Origin of the sequence: Nocardia sp. NPDC049737, assembly GCF_040674755.1 — a bacterium.
Lineage (GTDB): Bacteria > Actinomycetota > Actinomycetes > Mycobacteriales > Mycobacteriaceae > Nocardia.
On record NZ_JBFANH010000005.1, the window covers coordinates 199,115 to 215,397 of the forward strand.

Consider the following 16,283-nt stretch of genomic DNA (forward strand, 5'->3'; position numbering starts at 1 on the left):
GTGTGCCGGCCGTGGTTCACCATTCGAGGCGCAAGGACATCAGGCCATACATGTTTCCGGTCTGCTCGAGTTGCTGTCCGGGTGCGATCCGGTACTCCGGTATCCGCTTGTGCCACTCCTCCATCGCCACGTTCAGCTCCAGTCGAGCCAGGTGCGAACCCAAGCAGCGGTGCGGTCCCGAACCAAAGGCGATGTGGTTGTTCGTGGCGCGCTGCAGATCCACCTCGAGCGGATTGTCGAACCGCTCGGCATCCCGGTTGCTCACCGCTAGTGGCAGCATCACCATGTCGCCGGACTTCACCGGACAGCCGCCGATCTCGGTATCCCGTGTCGCCTTTCGTGCCGGAATGACGAACGAATAGACACGTAGGACTTCCTCGACGCCATTGGCGATCAGCGACGGGTCGGCCACGATGGCCGCGCGATCCTCATGATGCGCGGCGAAGTGGTACATGGCCCAGCCGATGGCGATGGGGACCGTATCGAAACCGGCCTGGAACATCAGAATGCAGAACGCGTGCATATCGGCGTCGCTGAGTAGCTCGCCATCGATGCGCCAGCTCATCATGCGCGACAGCAGATCATCGCGCGGGGCGTCGCGACGCAGCGCGATCTGCTCTTCGAAATAGGCCGAGGCAGCGGTCATCGCGGCAAGTTGGCGACGGTGGTCGGGATCCTCGGCGTGCGGCAGGTGCAGCATCTCATGGACCCATTCCAGGAATTGGTCCAGATCCTGCTCGGGCAGGCCCATAAGCCGCATGAAGATCAAGGTCGGGAACCGGCGCGCGAACTCATCGAGAACATCGGCGGCCCCCTTCGGCAGCAGCCGGTCGATCATATCCGCCGCGATCTTGCGGATCTCCGGCTCGCGGGCGGCGACCCACTTGGGCCCGAACTCGCTGCCCAGCAGCCGCCGCCACTTGGTGTGCAGCGGCGGATCCAGCATCTCCGGAATCCACAGGAATTTCGGATTCGGCTCGAGCACCGTCACCGAGGTGCTGGAGAACGTCCGCCAGTCCTGTAGCGCCTCTTGAATCGCCTGGCCGTCCGTAATGACCCAATAACCCTGTGCGACAGTACTTCTGAACGCGGAGTGGGTGCCGGCGAGTCGGTCCCACTGCTCATGATGGCTCAGCAGTGGACCGGATAGGCGATTGTCGAAATAGTAGGCGGGCACACCGTCATGGGTGCCCTGGGATTCGAGCGTCATACCGATCCTCTCACAATCCGGCCGATGGTGTGGTCGACAGGAACGCGCCGCCCGGGCCGACATCGAGGGCTTCGCCGTACCACGTCTGCCCCCACTGCAATTCGGGGATCTTCCACTCCAGCGCCTGCCAATCCGGATCCATGATCAAATACCCGCCGGAGTAGAGCTCGACGCGGTGACCGGAGCCGGGATCGTGGATGTAGAGGTACATCGCCTGCCCGATGCCGTGCTTGCCCGGACCGTGCCCGTAGTCGATCTCGAGATCACGGATCTCGTCTGCGGCCCGCAGAATGTCGTGGTAGTTCTCGATATTGAAGGCCACGTGGTGGAACGCCCCGTTCTTCTCCTCCCCGTTGACACCGATCGCGATGTCGTGCACCTGCGGGGTCACCGACAGCCAGGAAGCCAGGATGGTCTCCGGGAACTGCGGGATCATCGCGAACTCCCGCCGCTTGAACCCCAGCGCATTGCGCAGCCAGCCCTCGGCCTGGTTCACCGTGGTCGGGCTGCACTGCACGTTCAGATGGTCCAGCCGCCGAACTCCGAAACCGCGGCGGCGGGAACTGTTGCTGAGCAGCTTCGAGCGCAATTCCGGTGGGGCAACCGGCTTTTCGATGTCGTAGTAGAGCTCGAAGGGATGCTCGCTGCCGGGCACGAGGAAGCGGATCGCGGTGCCGCGGCCGAGTTCGTGATCGACGGGCAACTCCACCGCCTCGATCTCCGCCTCGGTCAGCTGCTTGTGGAACAGCTCGACATCCTGGGGCCGTTTCACCCGGAAGCTGTAGCTGTTCACCCGCGCCTCGTCCTGCTGGGTGAGCACCAGCGAGTGGTGCACCAATTCCTGGTACCCGCGCAGATATGCCACACCGTCGGATTCGGCGACCACCTCCATGCCCAGCAGGTCCCGGAAGAACCAGATCGAACGCCGCAGATCCGGCGTCCCCAGGTTCAGGCCACCGGCATGGGCAATCTCCGGGCCGGGATCGTAGTCGTGCGAACCAGCCATGCGAGCTCTCCTTCGAGTCGGAATGTCCTGCTGGCTGGCAAGTTTGAGCGGGAAACCGGGCAGCGCACGCCGGACTTTCCGAACACTGGGACGCGCTGCCTCCCGACGAGCCACCGTGGACTGCTCCCCCACCGCGACCGGCGCCATCCCGCTCAGCGGAATCCCGCACTCGACCCGACATCGCAGGTCGCACACTCATCCGACATCCGAATTCCCGTGAACCAGGTCACCCCACCGGCCATATCGCGTCGCGACCGGCTGCGGCAGATCAGCGAAACACCGCGGTGCACGAAGGGCTCGGCGGCGTCAGCCTGCGTCGCCACGCAAGGGACCGGAGCGCCTCGATTCGACAAGGAGAACGCAATGCCCGCTGACGAGGAAACCTACGACGTCGTGGTCGTGGGGTCCGGAGGAGGTGGCCTGATCGCCGCCTATACGGCCGCCGCGCGCGGGCTGCGCACACTCCTGCTGGAAAAGTCCTCGCTGATCGGCGGTACCACCGCGTATTCCGGTGCGGGACTGTGGTTTCCCGGCAGCGCCCCGATCGCGCGCGCGGGCATCGAAGATGATCCCGAGGCCGCCCGCACCTACCTGCACGACGTTGTCGCCGACAACTCGCGCGAACCGCTGCAGGATGCCTATCTGCGGACCGCGCCCCAGCTGATCGACGACCTCGAGCAGAACCCACTGTTCGGGTCCTTCACCTACCAGCCCGTGCCCGAATACTTCTACGGGCGTCCCGGATCCACCGCCACCGGGCGAACCATATTCCCGCAGGAAATCTCGGTAGCCGAACTCGAGGAACTCGCCCCGCTCATCCGGCGCTCCGTCCCGGAAGAACGCTGGGGTATCGACGAAGGGCCGGTGCTAGTCGGCGGCCGCGCACTGATCGGCCGGGCGCTGAAAGCCTTCCTGGCAACGGGCAACGGCTCCTACCTGCTCGAAACCGCCATGACCGACCTCGTTGTCGAGGACGACCGGGTCACCGGTGTGGTTGCGGTCAGCGGCGGCCAGCGCCGCACATTCCGCGCCACCCGCGGCGTGATCCTGGCGGCGGGCGGCTTCGAACACAACCGTGAGATGCGCGAGCAGTATTCGCCCGTACCGCTCACCGGCGAATGGTCCCACGGCGCGCCGGGCAACACCGGTGACGCGATCCTGGCCGGTCGCGCGATCGGCGCGGCCACCGACCTGCTCGATGAGGCCTGGTACGTCCCCGGGGTGGTGCAGCCCGACGGTCGGCCCGTCTTCCATACCGGCACCCGCGGCGGGATCTGGGTCAATGCCGAGGGCGAGCGCTTCATGAACGAGACGCAGCCCTACGATCGCGCCGGGCACGAAATGGCCCGGCTGCAACTCGAAACCGGCGTTACGCACAGCACCGCGCACTGGGTCTTCGACCACCGGCAGCTCGAGCGTGACGGCTTCGGGGGCGATCCGGAGCAGCCGGTGCGTCCGGAGTGGTTCGCATCGGGCGCCTTGCGCCGCGCCGACACTCTCGAAGAATTGGCCGATCTGATCGGCGTGCCGCCGGAGAAACTGCGCAAGTCGATCGAGGAGTTCAACGGCTATGCGAAATCCGGTGTCGACGAGCGTTTCCATCGCGGCGAGGCGCCGTGGGACCAGATGTTCCAGTACATCGTCGGTTACCCGGCCGATCCCCGGCAGAACTACATCGTGCCGCTGGCGACCGACCTCCCCAACCCGCTGCTCATCCCCGTCGACACCCCGCCCTACTACGCGGCCACCGTCGTGCTGTCCGATATCGGAACCAAGGGTGGTCTCGTGACCGACGAGCACGCCCGTGTACTCCGCTCGGACGCAACGCCGATCGAAGGTCTATACGCGACCGGCAACACCATGGCGGCGATGTCGGGCGGCGCGTACCCGGGCGCAGGAACACCGATCGGTTCGAGCCTCGTTTTCGCGTATCTCGCCGCACTCGACCTCGCCGGTGCCGCATCAAACGAATAGGAGTCGGCCATGACCCGAGTAGCCACACTCACCGAATCGACCCTGTCGGGAAGGCCCTTCCTGCCTGCCACACTCGATATCGCTCTGCGTTGTCCGGCCCGGTCCGACTACATCGAACTGCGCTTCGCGACCTCGGCAGGGTCGTGGCAATGGTGCTTCCCCGAACCACAGCACCGGTACGCCGACCCGAGCGCCGCCACCTCGATCGCGCTGGCATTCGGGCGGTACGGCGCCCAGGCTCATCTGATTCGAGCAGGTGGGCTCGGCCCAGCCCTCCCGAGCTCGGCGGCCCTGCCACTGATCCTCGCCGACGCCCGAATCCTGGTCGAGCGCCGGCTGATCACCCCAGGCTTGTCCGCGGCTCCTGCCAAAGGCCCTGCCGCATAGGGCAATACCGTCGTTGCCTGTGCACTCGTTGACCCCGCACAGGCAACGCACCAGGCTTCAGGAGAGAAATGGCTACGTTCGTTGTGGTGCACGGTGGCGGGCACGGGAGCTGGTGTTATCAACGGGTGGCTCGGTTGCTACCGAACCGCAAGCGGTGACCGACGCGCTACTCGAGATCGCCGCCGCCTGAGCAGAACTTACGGTGCACGTGCCTATCGGCAGCCGTGAGCGGGCATACCAGTGGTGGCGCATTCACAGTCTGCAGCCATATGGCAAGTACGACAGGAGCAGCCCGAGGTATTCCCGCGGGCGTAGGGTCGAGCCGTGAAGCGCACCCAGTGGAAGATCCACGGCGAGAAGCTGGTAGACGAGAACCGACACATTCGGTTGTCGACTGTGGATGTCGAGCTGCCGGATGGCGTGAAGTTCACGCAGTACGTGGCACGGATGCCGCGCTGTGCGATGACATTGGTACTCAACGAGAACCGCGAAGCTCTGTTGATGTACCGGCACCGGTTCATCATCGACAAGTGGGTGTGGGAATTGCCCGGTGGCTATGTCGACCACGCCGAAGACGTTGCTGCCGCCGCTGCGCGCGAAGTGGAGGAAGAAACAGGCTGGCGGCCGAAGTCGATGGAGCGATTGGTCACCTATCAGCCGTCGATCGGAAGCCTGGACCAGCCACAAGAGATCTACATAGCGCGAGGTGCCGACCTCACCGACACGGCGCCGGACATCAACGAAGCCGAAGACATCCGTTGGATACCGCTGGCTGACGCGGCGGCGATGATCGATCGAGGCGAGATCATCGGTGCGGCAACCGTTGTCGCGATCTATCGCGCGCTCAGTCTCGACGCGTAGTGAGTTCGCGGACCTGCTGCCGGAAGTCCTCAACATCCGGCATGGCGGCGTGGGGGCTCAGTCGTTGGCGCAGGTCACCCAGGTATGCGTAGCTGCGTCGCGACGACAAGCCCGCCGCGATATCGAGTGCCTGGTGGCCGATGCGTACGGCTTCCAGCGGGTCCTCGCTCGCGCGGGCGGAAGCGAGTAGCGCCAAGTTGAAGGCGCGTCCGCGCAGGTAGCCATGGGACATGTCGAGCGATTGTTCGGCGAACCGCGCGGTTCGCGCATTGTCTCCCAACTCCCGGAAGCAGTGGGCGATCTTGGCAGACATGTACGCGCTGTCGAAGTAGGCGAGCCATGCTGGCCGGTCAGACGATTCTGCCTTGGCGAACGTGCGTTCGGCCGCAGTAATCGATGCGGTGCACATCGAGTCGTCCAGTCGTGCGGCGTGGCCATGGGCCTCGACCATATGGCATTCTGACTCCAGCGCGGCCAGTCCCGCACTGCGAGCGGAGATTTGGGCTGCACGAGCCAGATCGACAGCATCACCTGGTCGACCGACGTATGTGGCCTGATGGCTCATGGCCGCAAGAATCTCCGCTCCCAGACCGGGGTCTCCGGCGGCGCGGGCCAGCCGCAACGCTTGGATTAGGTATCGCTGGGCCAGTCCGTGTTCTTCCTGGTCGTAGGCGGCCCATCCCGCGAGTTTGGTGAGTTCGGCTGTCGTGGCAAACAATTGGCGGCCGATTTGCTCGGCATAGTTGCCGCGCAGCAATGGTGCGACGGAGCTGTGCAGGTATTGCACGATCGTCGGCCTCACCTTGCCACCGCCGACCTTGTTGTCGAGGTCGCGAAATGCTGCGCTCATGGTGCGCACCGCATCGACATCTCTTTGACCAACGCGCCGGATACCCACTGAGACAGGGTGTTCCGGTCCGGGAAGAGTTAGCCAGCGCATCGAAGCAGCCGGATACACCGCCACCGCATATGAGGCGCCCTGCAGGAACCGTCTGCGCTCCACGTCACTCCTCCACAGCGCCGCTACCGACGCCGTCGCTTCCGCCAAACTCAGCGAGAACTCCAACCCCAAATCGACCGGATCCCGACCACCGGACATTCCGCACGCCGATGCAGTGATCCGACGGCCGAGAGCTTCGGTCATAACCTCCGCAATCAGTTCCGGCCCTGGCGAATTCGGCTGTTGACCATCAAGCCATCGACCGACCGATCGATGGTCATACGCCAGGTCCAGGCCGATCGCGCGCCCTCGCTCCACGACCCGCCGCGCGAGACCCTTGTTGCTGATACCGGACTCGTCGAGCAGCTCATCCAGTTCCCGGTTCGGCTGCTTGGGCTGGCGTCCCATAGCCGGAGTGTGGCACGAGCAACACCCCCGCGCCATCCTCAGCCGGATTCGCACGCCCCCCGTGCACACCCCCACCCCACCTGCGCACACCTCCACCACGCGCACGTCTTATGCGCGTACCCGGTAGCGCGGTGTCCTGAAGCGATGGAAGAGATGAAGCTGAAAGCCGTTGGCCTGGTACGTCCGGACAAATCCGGACTTGCCGCATCACGCCACGCGATCGCTGCCCGCCGCCACGCCGAGCAACTGGGGTACCGCTACCTGTACACAGTCCGGCCACCCGAGCGTCACCCCGATCCGATCGGGTACACGCTCAGTATCGCATTCGGTGTGCGTGCGGCCGCGTTGATCATCTACGACTTGGCCACGACCGATAACACACCGGCCCGCGTGTGTGACTTCTGCACACTCGAAACGGTGTGCCCTCCGACGACTTGGACCGCTGCGTTGCCCGGGGGCGTCGACCCTGCCCACGCACATCCCGATCACCCATTGACGCTCGCTGATTCTCGCCGAATCATGCAGACTCACATAGCATGTCGGGCCACCGCCTGCCCTCGCAAAGCGAGTGCGCTGAGCTGTCTCGTCCGCGCGGGCAAGCTCGTCCCGCCCATGACGACTCCCCGCGAACGCGCCGCTGCTCGCGGCCTGCCGTTCCCTCCGCTGGATTACAGTGCGCCGCTAACTGTCGGCCCTGACATTCACACGCTGCTGGAAGTGCTCGACGGCCTCACCGCTCCCGACGCTGACGCTCATGCGCTGGGTGCCCAACTCGCCCATAATCCGTGGAGGTGACGTGCCCGGGAGCGCCCATGGAATGGATGAGTTCGAATCCCCCGGATCGATTGCCCGCCAGCCTCCTTCACGTCGTTCGCACAAACCGGGCTCGATCGAGCACCGACGAGTCCACTTCATGACAGGACATTCAACCTCACCTCGTCCGGAGGAGGATGACGTTCATCTGTCGGTCCACTTGCACGATGTGCGAATGGATTTCGCCGCCTGCGTCACCGCGGCATTGCTGTTCGTGCAGGACTGGCGCACTTACCACTATCACGACGCCGTAACCGTCATCCCGGGTGACACCGACGGACTACCCCGCCTCCCGAATGAACGTTTGTTCCTCGAACCTTGAACGCCATCAGACCGCCCCCAGCCCGGCGGTCCCGGACTCTCAGCGGTGCGCCATGATCGGCATGACCAATCCTTTTGCCCACGAACACAAATCCGAATCCACTTATCTCGATGTCGCAGCCAACGACCACGGCTATGAAAAGGGGCTGCTGGTGCACCGCGCACTCACTCGCATCCCGGACACCGACCCACATCTAGTCGAGATAGGCCCCGGCGGCGGCGCCGCGGTCGAATTTCTCGCCGCGCAACTTCAGGATCAGCCGAAGACACCACGCCTCACTCTCATCGAAGCCCCTGGTGTCCGCTCGCAATCGCTGGCGCGGGCGATCGACCGGTTCAACTCTGTGGGGCAGTGCGCCCTTGTGCAAGGCTGGGCGCACGACCTAGCAACTCTCGTACCCGAGCCGGTGGACGTCATCAGTGCGTCGGCACTGCTGCACGAGGTCTATTCCTACGGTGGCGCATACAACGGATTGCACTCGATGATGCGCACCTTCCCGACCGTGTTGAAACCCTATGGATTCTTCGTCTACCGCGACGTATACGCCGTCGACGCGACCTCGCTGCACGAACCGGCGGTCCAGTCCTACAGCGCGCAGTCGTGGTTGCAGTTTCTACGCTTGTTCCTACCGCACTACCTGCGTGAGGGCGTCCATCCCTACCATCATCACGACGACGAGGTGACCGTCCGCCAAGACTCCCGCATCGTCCCGGCCATGAACCTGAATACCCGCATCTGCGCGGTCATTCAGGCACCCATCGGTGTGTTCCGTGAAGTACAACGCCACTACATCACACTGCGCGACCACATCTGGCGCTGCGGAGTTCTCGGATTCTCACCCATACTCGATGGCCAACTGTCCGGCGACTGGATCGATTTCCGCTCCGGACACAAACGCGTCCACTTCGAATTCACCGACAGCGGCTGGATATCGGCCACCGACCGCGAGAACATATTGGCAGTCAGCGAACCTTACGCCGACCATTACGTCGTCGACGGCGACATCTTCGACGCAGTCACCGATGTCGCCCTGAATCTATTCCTTGCTGCCACCGAGACCGACAAATCCTGCGCCGAGATCTGGCGAAGCTGGCTCGAGCGTGAGGGCCGCGAAACATACGCCTACCTCACCGCCGACGAACTAATGGCTGCATTCGCGATTAATACCGTTGAGGCGGAGTCCAATTCACACTCGGTGCTGATGCCTGTCAGGGATGCTGATGTCCTTGTCAGGCACAGGCACTACTACAACCGCTTTCTGACCAAGCAGCTTCCCAACCCGCTGATCGATGCCAAGCAGATGATCCTTTTCCAGAACATCCCAGTCACCGACGCGGCCGCGCTTCAGCAGGCCCTCGGTACCGTTCGCCTGCATTGCTCCAAACCCAATCTGGCCCGCGTGCACACCGCCATCCACACGAGAGGATGATCCATCCATGCACCTGATCGAGGTCGAACGCAAGCGCGAACTTCCCGACAGCGACACCCTCTTTGTCCGGCTTGCCGAACTGGGCTACCGGCAGGCCGGTCAGCTCACCGAGGTCGACACCTACTACAGCCGCCCCGACGTCGACTACATGGAAACCGTTGAATGCCTGCGGGTTCGACACCGCGAAGGCTTCGCGGAGGTCACCTACAAGCCGCCGTCGACCGCCAGCACACACAGCCATACCGACGTGATCGCGAAGCATGAAACCAACGTGATCCTCGACGGTCCCGACCAGGCCGACGCTGCCAACGAACTCCTCGCCGCTATCGGCATGGTCGAACTCGTCCGCGTCGAGAAAACCCGCACCACCTACCGCCACCCCTACCGCGAGGACATCGTGGTCAGCATCGACACAGTCACCGGAGCCGGAACCTTCGTCGAAACTGAAGTCACCGCCACCGAAACCACCGTCGCAACCGCGCATCTCGAACAAATTGAAAACGAGCTCGGAATCGCCGACCACGCCGTGGTCAACCTTCCCTACCGCGATCTCGTCATGGCGCACAGCTGATGACCTGACTTCATCGGGGAACCCATCCAATGCAAATACGGGCGCGATGTGCGATGGCTCCAAATACGTGCACCCAAGGGGTCTGCCCGCTACCACCAAATAGAACACCGGCGGCGGGTTCGCGGTGTCCCTCATGCTGGGGAGACAACGCCGTCGCGACCTCGTCCGTGAACGGCATAACCGATCGAGCTCTACTGCACAGTGGCTGTGCATCGCCGATCCGGTTCGAACGCTGATTGAAGGTGGCTCAGGCCTACCATCCAGCGCGACACCGGTCAGTCCGATGCCGGGAGCGGCTTGGCCGCCTTGAGCTCCAGCGCCTCGCCATCGATGGCGGGAATTCCGGGACCTGGCTTGGTGCAAAGCAATTCGACTGTTGCGTCGGCGTTGGTGTAGCGCTTTCCTATTGCGGTGCCGACGTTGGAGGTGGCCGGGGCGGCGGTGGCGTTCTTTTCCACTGCGGAGAGCACTGCGGGGGCGCCGCCGATGGTGAGTTCGATCGGGTCCGCGGGGACTTTGACGACGATCAGTTCTGTCGAATCGACGGCGCTGTAGACGCGTGTACCGGGCTTAAGGGATAGTGCCATGGGGTTTCTTACCTCTCTAAGGTGCGCTCAGGTCCTCGAGCACGAGCCTGCGCAGTAGCTTTCCGGTGTCGGTGTGCGGCAACGAATCTCGGAAGACGATCGTTTCCGGGGTCTTCGAGCCGCGCAGTCGCGAGCGGACGAGGATGCGCAACTCTTCATCGGTTGCGACAGCGCCTGCGCGGAGCACTACCGCTGCGGCGAGGGTCTGGCCCCATTCGTCACTCGGCGGTCCGACCACGCATGCTTGGGCGACTGCCGGATGTGACAGTAGAATCTCTTCGATCTCGGCGGGGGCTATATTTTCGCCGCCTCGGATGATTGTGTCGTCGGCTCTGCCCTCGATGAATAAGTAGCCGTCGCGATCCACATGGCCTTTGTCTCGGGTACAGAACCAGCCTTCGGCGTCCAGGAGGCTGCCGGTGGCGTATTCGCCGGAGATTTGTTCGCCGCGTAGGAAGATGATGCCCGATTTGCCCGGTGGTAGTGCGTGGCCCTCGTCGTCGCGGACCTCGATCTCGATCGTGGGCAGCACTTGTCCGGCCGAGGACAAGCGGGCTCGGATCAGTGGGTCGTCGGAAAGCAGGGCGGCTCGGTGGTCTTCGGGGCCGAGGATGGCGATTGTCGATGCGGTTTCGGTCAAGCCGTAGGCGTTGACGAATCCGACGTCCGGGAAGCGTGTAAGGGCGTCGCGCAGTATGCGTTCGGAGACTTTCGCGCCGCCGTATGACAGGGAGCGCAGCGTCGGGAGGTTCGCGCCGTCGGCTGCTACCGCGTCCACGATGCGCGCCAACATCGTCGGGACCACCATCGCGTTGGTCACGGCTTCGGCGCGGACCGTGTCGAGCCAGACCGATGGATCGAAGGCGCGTAGGTACACCAGGCGTCGCCCGGCGAACAGATTCGACAGCATGTTGGCGACGCCTGCGACGTGGTAGGGCGGTACTGAAACCAGTACTGCCTCTTCGGGATCGGCGCTGCCGAATTCGACAGTACTGAGCAGGTAGGCCATGAGGTGGCGGTGCCGGAGTAGTGCCGACTTCGGGGCGGCCGTCGTGCCGCTGGTGTACAGCACGACCGCAACGGCGTCGTCATCGAACTGCGGCTCCAGGGGTGGCACGTCGGTGGGCACAGCGGCCAGCCAGTCGTCGAAGACGTGTGCCCGCGCCGTCACTCGCGGCGCGGTCGCCGCATCCGCCAGCACGAGAGCGTCGGGTTGCCGCTCGATCAAACTGTTCAGTTGAGCGTCGTCCAACCGGTAGTTCACCGGCACGAACGGCACCCCCGCGCACGCCGCCGCCAAGAGAGCGACCGGCAGTAGCGGGTGGTTCTCCCCCGCATACACAAGCGCGGGAGAATCGCGCAGCGTCGCCGCCCCGCCCCTCGCCAGCGCACCGAGTTCCGCCCCGGTCACTCGCCGGTCGGCGTCGCCCAACAGGACACGGTCGGCGAAGCCCGACTCGATCATCTCGACCATCGCTGAGAGATGCATGTCTTCAACAACTTCCGGAATCGAGGGCTGTGATGGATCGGTACGGGACGAGCCGGTCGCTGCTGCCTCCTGCAGCGAAGTCGGGTCCGAAACCTGGCATTACGGCATGCTTTCGGCCCGCGACCGCGCCCCCGCGATCGAAAGCCTGCCGAAATGACGAGGGTCGGTGCCGCACAGGCATTTCCGGACGGCCCACTAGGACACCCTGGCATCCGACGAGGCGTGATCCGCTGCGACATAACCGAATACCGCCGACGCGGCGATACTCGCTCCCGCTCCGAGATACTTGCGTCCCATCACGGAGGCAGTGCAATTGCCCGTCGCATACAGCCCGGGAATCGGCTCGTAATCCGTATTCAATACCCGGGAGAACTCATCACAAAGCAGTCCACCGCTGGTACCGATATCTCCGGGGTACAGCGCGGCCGCGTAGAACGGCCCCTTCTCGATCGGGCCCAGGCTCGGGTTCGGCTGGTGGGTGCGATCGCCATAGAATCGCTCGTGGTCGCCCTCGCCGCGATGGAAGTCCTCATCGACGCCGTTTTCGGCGAACAGATTGAACCGATCGATCGTCTCTCGGAGCGTGTCGGCGGGGATATCACATTGGCGCGCAAGGTCTTCCAGTGTGTCAGCGCGCTTCAGCGTCCCGCCGGTGATCAAATGCTTCGGTGTGAAGCCCGCAGGCGCCATCCCGAACACATAGCGCGACCGGTGGCGCGAATCGATGATGAGCCAGGATGGAATCGCCGCACCGCTCTCGCGGTGCCGCGCGTACATCTGCTGTCCGGCTTCCTGATACGAGCAGGCCTCGTTGAAATACCGAAGGCCCTTCGCATCGACGATGAGCGAGCCCGGCTTGCACCGCTCGGACAGACACATGCCGGGGGTGCCGTCGGGCATGATCCACGAGGGCATCCACCACGCCTCGTCCAGCATGTCGGTCGCGGCTCCGAGACCCTCCGCGATCCGGATCGCCTCCCCGGTGTCCCCCGGGTTGGCCGAGGTCCAGTCGGCGCCGACCGGCAGCCCGTCCGAATGCTCCTTGCGCATCGTCTCGTTGCGGGCGAAACCGCCTGCGGCGAGCAAGATCCCGTCCCGGGAACGCACGCGCACATCCCGGCCCTCGCGATGGATGACGGCACCGACGACCCGGCCGTCCTCGACCACGAGATCCGTGAGCGCGGACTCGGTCCAGATCGGCACCTCGCGCCGAAGCAGCGCGTCGACCAACCGGGCGATCAAGGCCGCGCCATTGGCCGCCAACTTCTGTCCGCGAATGAGTCCGCCGACGGTGCGCCGTCCGACCCTGGCGATGGTTGCCATGCCGATTCGCGTGCGCATCAACGACATCGGCGCCGCTTCCACGGTGTAGATCACCATGCTGCCAGCGAAGCCGGGCCGGATCCGATCGCACCACGCCCCGAGTTTCTTCTTGTCGAAGATCTCCGGTTCGATTGATCTGCCCCGGGCGGATCCGCCTTCGATGCCCCGAACTCCGGCGTAGTAGTCGCTATATCCCTCGCAGCGCCGAAATTTCAGGCCCTCGGATTCGAGGAACGCGACCATCTCGATTCCGGAATTGACATAGGTCAGTCTCCGAGCCGGAGACGACGCCGGGCCAGCATCACCGACGACGGAGTCGAAATAGGCCATGGCGGTGTCGAGCGAATCGGACACGCCCTCGCGCTGCATCAGCGGATTGTTGGGCAGCCACATCACACCGCCCGACATGCAGGTCGATCCGCCGAGCAGGTCGGACTTCTCCACGACGAGAACATCTTTGCCGAGGGCATGGGCACGCAGCGCGCCAACGACCCCGGCGCCGCTGCCGACGACCAGGAAGTCGGTCGTATGGTCCCAGTCGTTCATCACTTTCCCCTACCCATTGCGGGCGCCCGCCCGATGACACCGTCGTCTTCCAGTGCGGCGATCTCTGACGCAGTGAGTCCGAGTCCCGCCAGCACTTCCTGGTTGTGCTCCCCCAACAAGGGCGCGTGGCGCGTATGCCAGCGTTCGGGACCGTCCGACAGCGTGAACGGCACCGTGCTGTGCCGCACCGTCGGGTTCACCGGATGCTCGACGTACTCGTAGAAGCCACGCGACTCGAGTTGCGGCAGTTCGGCGACGCGATGCGGTTGCATGACTTTGCCCACCGGAACGCCTGCGTCCCAAAGGATTTGGACGATCTCTCCTGCACTGCGCTGCCCACACCAAGCGGCGAGGTTCTTGTCGATGAGGTCGTGCTGCTCGCGACGCCCACTGGCAGTGGACAGCGCCAACTCCATCGCCCAGTCGGGCCGACCGAGCGCATCGCACAAAGCCGACCATTGCTCATCGCTGGCCACCGCGACGGCGACCCAGGAGTCGTTGCCGCCGTATTCGTCGGTATCGGCGGTCCGGTAGAGGTTTTGCGGTGCCGCTTCCGGTCCCCGATTACCGTCGCGCACAAGGAGTTGCCCGTATGCGGAGTGCTCGATCACCTGTTCGGCAGCGACATTCATCGCGGCATCCACCATCGCCGCCTCGACGAGCATGCCATCGCCGGTACGCCGCCGATGTTCCAGTGCGAGCAGGAGCGCATTCAGGGCGTGCAGACCGGCATTCGGATCGCCGATCGAGAACGGCTCGACCGGGTTCTGGTCGGGATGGCCGGTCAACCAGGTGAGTCCGGACGCATCCTCGATGATGTAGGCGAAGGCCGGGTTGTCCCGCCACGGCCCGTCGAGGCCGAATCCCGGCATCCGGAGCATGATCGCGTCGGGGCGCAGCGCGCGCACCTTCTCGTAGTCGAGCCCGATCTGCTCGAGCACCCGCGGGGTGTAGTTCTCGACGATCACATCGCAACTCTGGATCAGCCGGTGCAGCACCTCGAGTCCGCGCTCGCTCCGGAAGTCCAGTGTGACGCTCTTCTTATTCGTGTTCAGGCTCGAGAAGATCGGCGAGCGTTCCCACCACTGTTCCTCGCTGAGCGGGACACCGGCGATGAGCCGGGTTCCGTCGGGGCGGGTGGTCGACTCGACGTGGATCACTTCGGCACCGAGCATGGCGAGCAAGTGTGTGCAGGACGGGCCGGCCCAGAAAGCGGTCATGTCCAGCACGCGAAGTCCGTTGAAGGGCAATGCTTTCGCCGTATCGGTGGCCGTCGTCTGCCGAGCGGCCGGGGGTGTGGTGGAATATCGTTCCCCGTGCTCGTCGAGGCGCGGGGCGGGCCTGGGTGCGCGCGGTGGTTCGGACCCCAGGCGGTACGGCGGGGCGGGTTGGATGTAGCTGTCGCGGGGGTTGGCCACGAACGACCCGCGCGCCCGGTAATGCTCCATCTCCGCGATGTTCTCGCCATTGGCTACCAATGAATTCGGAATTCTGAAAGCCGTTGCCAGCTCACGGATTTCCTCGACAGTGTGGTCGGCAAACCACGGGGCGATCTCACTTGCCAGATCGCCCGCCCGCCCACTGATCGAAAACGGTGCGCTCTCGTCGATCCACTCCGGGTGGCCGACCATCGCGCACAGGTCGAACCACTGCTGGGCGGTCCCGCATCCGACGGCCACCATGCCGTCCTTGGCGCTGGCCACCCCGGGCACCATGAGCCCTCGTCCCGGGCGCATCAGCCGACCGAGCGCCTCGAAGAACGTGACGGAATAGTAAGTGAGACTGAGGATCTGGGTCTCCAGCATGGACAGGTCGACCAGCGCGCCCACGCCGGTGTCGAGGGTCCGTGCCCGCGACGCCAAGGTGCCGGCGGCGGCATATGCCCCGGCAACCCATTCGCCGATTCGACCTCCGACGTGGACCGGGGCACGGTCGGGAGCGCCGCGGCCGAGCCCGATGATCCCGCCCGACCACGCCTGCAGAGTGAACTCGGTCGCCGGTCGGTCCTGCCAGGGACCATGCAGACCGAATGGGGTGATCGAGGTGACCGTCAGATGGGGATGGCGGTGCCGGATGGCTTCCGGTGTGAACGACGGATGCTCCGCCACCCGCGACCCGCGACTCCACACCACGGCGTCGGCCCATTCCAGCAATCGGTCCACGAAGTCGATCTCACCGGCGTCGTTCGGATCGGCGACGACACTGTGCTTGGAGCACGAGAGGAAACCGAACAGCGCACCGTCGGAACCCGACGGGATTTCGGCGTGCGAGGCCGACCAGCTCCGTAACCGATCGCCCTCGGGCGCTTCGACTTTGACGACCTCGGCACCGGCATCGGCCAGCAGCTTCGTACAGTAGGCCCCGGCGATTCCACTGGAGAAATCGACGACCACATAACCATCGAGCGGTTCCACGAG

General features: G+C 64.5%; 15 protein-coding genes. 7 read left to right on the forward strand and 8 right to left on the reverse strand.

The features are described from left to right. Nucleotides 1-16 precede the first annotated feature (16 nt). The 3 genes from AB0J47_RS09470 to AB0J47_RS09480 all read right to left on the reverse strand — a co-directional run bounded on the left by AB0J47_RS09470 (nucleotide 17) and on the right by AB0J47_RS09480 (nucleotide 2,539). Entirely contained in the window at nucleotides 17-1,210 is a 1,194-nt protein-coding gene (locus AB0J47_RS09470; protein WP_364342562.1) for a cytochrome P450, read from the reverse strand. A gap of 10 nt (nucleotides 1,211-1,220) precedes the next feature. Then, nucleotides 1,221-2,216: a VOC family protein gene (locus AB0J47_RS09475; RefSeq protein ID WP_364342565.1), complete on the reverse strand. Its 996-nt coding sequence runs from the start codon at nucleotides 2,214-2,216 to the stop codon at nucleotides 1,221-1,223. Between the two features lie 152 nt (nucleotides 2,217-2,368). Continuing rightward, complete coding sequence (locus tag AB0J47_RS09480) at nucleotides 2,369-2,539, reverse strand: hypothetical protein (RefSeq protein ID WP_364342568.1); 171 nt, start codon at nucleotides 2,537-2,539, stop codon at nucleotides 2,369-2,371. A gap of 40 nt (nucleotides 2,540-2,579) precedes the next feature. Between AB0J47_RS09480 and AB0J47_RS09485 the strand changes: the two genes are divergently transcribed. The 3 genes from AB0J47_RS09485 (at nucleotide 2,580) to AB0J47_RS09495 (ending at nucleotide 5,438) form a co-directional block, all read left to right on the forward strand. Continuing rightward, nucleotides 2,580-4,190, forward strand: coding sequence for an FAD-dependent oxidoreductase (locus AB0J47_RS09485; protein WP_364342571.1), 1,611 nt, complete (start codon nucleotides 2,580-2,582; stop codon nucleotides 4,188-4,190). 9 nt (nucleotides 4,191-4,199) lie between these two features. Beyond that, nucleotides 4,200-4,577 carry a hypothetical protein gene (locus tag AB0J47_RS09490; protein ID WP_364342574.1) on the forward strand — a complete coding sequence of 126 codons (378 nt, stop codon included), beginning with the start codon at nucleotides 4,200-4,202 and terminating at the stop codon, nucleotides 4,575-4,577. A 324-nt stretch (nucleotides 4,578-4,901) separates the two neighbouring features. Continuing rightward, complete coding sequence (locus tag AB0J47_RS09495; RefSeq protein WP_364342576.1) at nucleotides 4,902-5,438, forward strand: NUDIX domain-containing protein; 537 nt, start codon at nucleotides 4,902-4,904, stop codon at nucleotides 5,436-5,438. Here the strand turns inward: AB0J47_RS09495 and AB0J47_RS09500 are convergent. Further along, the gene (locus tag AB0J47_RS09500; protein ID WP_364342579.1) at nucleotides 5,422-6,288 is read right to left on the reverse strand and encodes a hypothetical protein; all 867 of its coding nucleotides are present in this window, start codon (nucleotides 6,286-6,288) and stop codon (nucleotides 5,422-5,424) included. The genes AB0J47_RS09495 and AB0J47_RS09500 overlap by 17 nt on opposite strands. Nucleotides 6,289-6,930: 642 nt before the next feature. On the opposite strand from AB0J47_RS09500, the gene AB0J47_RS09505 reads away from it, so the two are divergent. The 4 genes from AB0J47_RS09505 (at nucleotide 6,931) to cyaB (ending at nucleotide 9,921) form a co-directional block, all read left to right on the forward strand. Further along, nucleotides 6,931-7,581: a hypothetical protein gene (locus tag AB0J47_RS09505; protein WP_364342582.1), complete on the forward strand. Its 651-nt coding sequence runs from the start codon at nucleotides 6,931-6,933 to the stop codon at nucleotides 7,579-7,581. 118 nt (nucleotides 7,582-7,699) lie between these two features. After that, entirely contained in the window at nucleotides 7,700-7,921 is a 222-nt protein-coding gene (locus AB0J47_RS09510) for a hypothetical protein (protein ID WP_364342585.1), read from the forward strand. A gap of 61 nt (nucleotides 7,922-7,982) precedes the next feature. Next, on the forward strand, nucleotides 7,983-9,350 hold the full coding sequence (locus tag AB0J47_RS09515) for a hypothetical protein (RefSeq protein WP_364342588.1): 1,368 nt from the start codon (nucleotides 7,983-7,985) through the stop codon (nucleotides 9,348-9,350). Between the two features lie 7 nt (nucleotides 9,351-9,357). Continuing rightward, complete coding sequence (cyaB, locus tag AB0J47_RS09520; protein ID WP_364342591.1) at nucleotides 9,358-9,921, forward strand: class IV adenylate cyclase; 564 nt, start codon at nucleotides 9,358-9,360, stop codon at nucleotides 9,919-9,921. Nucleotides 9,922-10,196: 275 nt separating this feature from the next. Here cyaB and AB0J47_RS09525 read toward each other — a convergent pair whose 3' ends face one another. From AB0J47_RS09525 to AB0J47_RS09540, 4 genes are all read right to left on the reverse strand, one after another. Then, nucleotides 10,197-10,508, reverse strand: coding sequence for a hypothetical protein (locus tag AB0J47_RS09525; protein ID WP_364342594.1), 312 nt, complete (start codon nucleotides 10,506-10,508; stop codon nucleotides 10,197-10,199). 16 nt (nucleotides 10,509-10,524) lie between these two features. Next, complete coding sequence (locus AB0J47_RS09530) at nucleotides 10,525-11,997, reverse strand: fatty acid--CoA ligase family protein (RefSeq protein WP_364342597.1); 1,473 nt, start codon at nucleotides 11,995-11,997, stop codon at nucleotides 10,525-10,527. Between the two features lie 195 nt (nucleotides 11,998-12,192). Beyond that, nucleotides 12,193-13,866, reverse strand: a complete 1,674-nt coding sequence (locus AB0J47_RS09535) for an FAD-dependent oxidoreductase (protein ID WP_364342600.1) — start codon at nucleotides 13,864-13,866, stop codon at nucleotides 12,193-12,195. Then, on the reverse strand, nucleotides 13,866-16,280 hold the full coding sequence (locus AB0J47_RS09540) for a CoA transferase (protein ID WP_364342603.1): 2,415 nt from the start codon (nucleotides 16,278-16,280) through the stop codon (nucleotides 13,866-13,868). Before AB0J47_RS09540 ends, AB0J47_RS09535 begins: the two co-directional genes overlap by 1 nt. Nucleotides 16,281-16,283: the final 3 nt, after the last annotated feature.

Excerpts from the sequence above, each read along its gene's own strand:
- AB0J47_RS09470 (WP_364342562.1), bottom strand. The coding sequence starts at position 1,210 with ATGACGCTCGAATCCCAGGGCACCCATGACGGTGTGCCCGCCTACTAT.
- AB0J47_RS09475 (WP_364342565.1), bottom strand. The coding sequence starts at position 2,216 with ATGGCTGGTTCGCACGACTACGATCCCGGCCCGGAGATTGCCCATGCC.
- AB0J47_RS09485 (WP_364342571.1), top strand. The coding sequence starts at position 2,580 with ATGCCCGCTGACGAGGAAACCTACGACGTCGTGGTCGTGGGGTCCGGA.
- AB0J47_RS09490 (WP_364342574.1), top strand. The coding sequence starts at position 4,200 with ATGACCCGAGTAGCCACACTCACCGAATCGACCCTGTCGGGAAGGCCC.
- AB0J47_RS09500 (WP_364342579.1), bottom strand. The coding sequence starts at position 6,288 with ATGAGCGCAGCATTTCGCGACCTCGACAACAAGGTCGGCGGTGGCAAG.
- AB0J47_RS09505 (WP_364342582.1), top strand. The coding sequence starts at position 6,931 with ATGGAAGAGATGAAGCTGAAAGCCGTTGGCCTGGTACGTCCGGACAAA.
- AB0J47_RS09510 (WP_364342585.1), top strand. The coding sequence starts at position 7,700 with ATGACAGGACATTCAACCTCACCTCGTCCGGAGGAGGATGACGTTCAT.
- AB0J47_RS09515 (WP_364342588.1), top strand. The coding sequence starts at position 7,983 with ATGACCAATCCTTTTGCCCACGAACACAAATCCGAATCCACTTATCTC.
- cyaB (WP_364342591.1), top strand. The coding sequence starts at position 9,358 with ATGCACCTGATCGAGGTCGAACGCAAGCGCGAACTTCCCGACAGCGAC.
- AB0J47_RS09525 (WP_364342594.1), bottom strand. The coding sequence starts at position 10,508 with ATGGCACTATCCCTTAAGCCCGGTACACGCGTCTACAGCGCCGTCGAT.
- AB0J47_RS09530 (WP_364342597.1), bottom strand. The coding sequence starts at position 11,997 with ATGCATCTCTCAGCGATGGTCGAGATGATCGAGTCGGGCTTCGCCGAC.
- AB0J47_RS09535 (WP_364342600.1), bottom strand. The coding sequence starts at position 13,866 with ATGAACGACTGGGACCATACGACCGACTTCCTGGTCGTCGGCAGCGGC.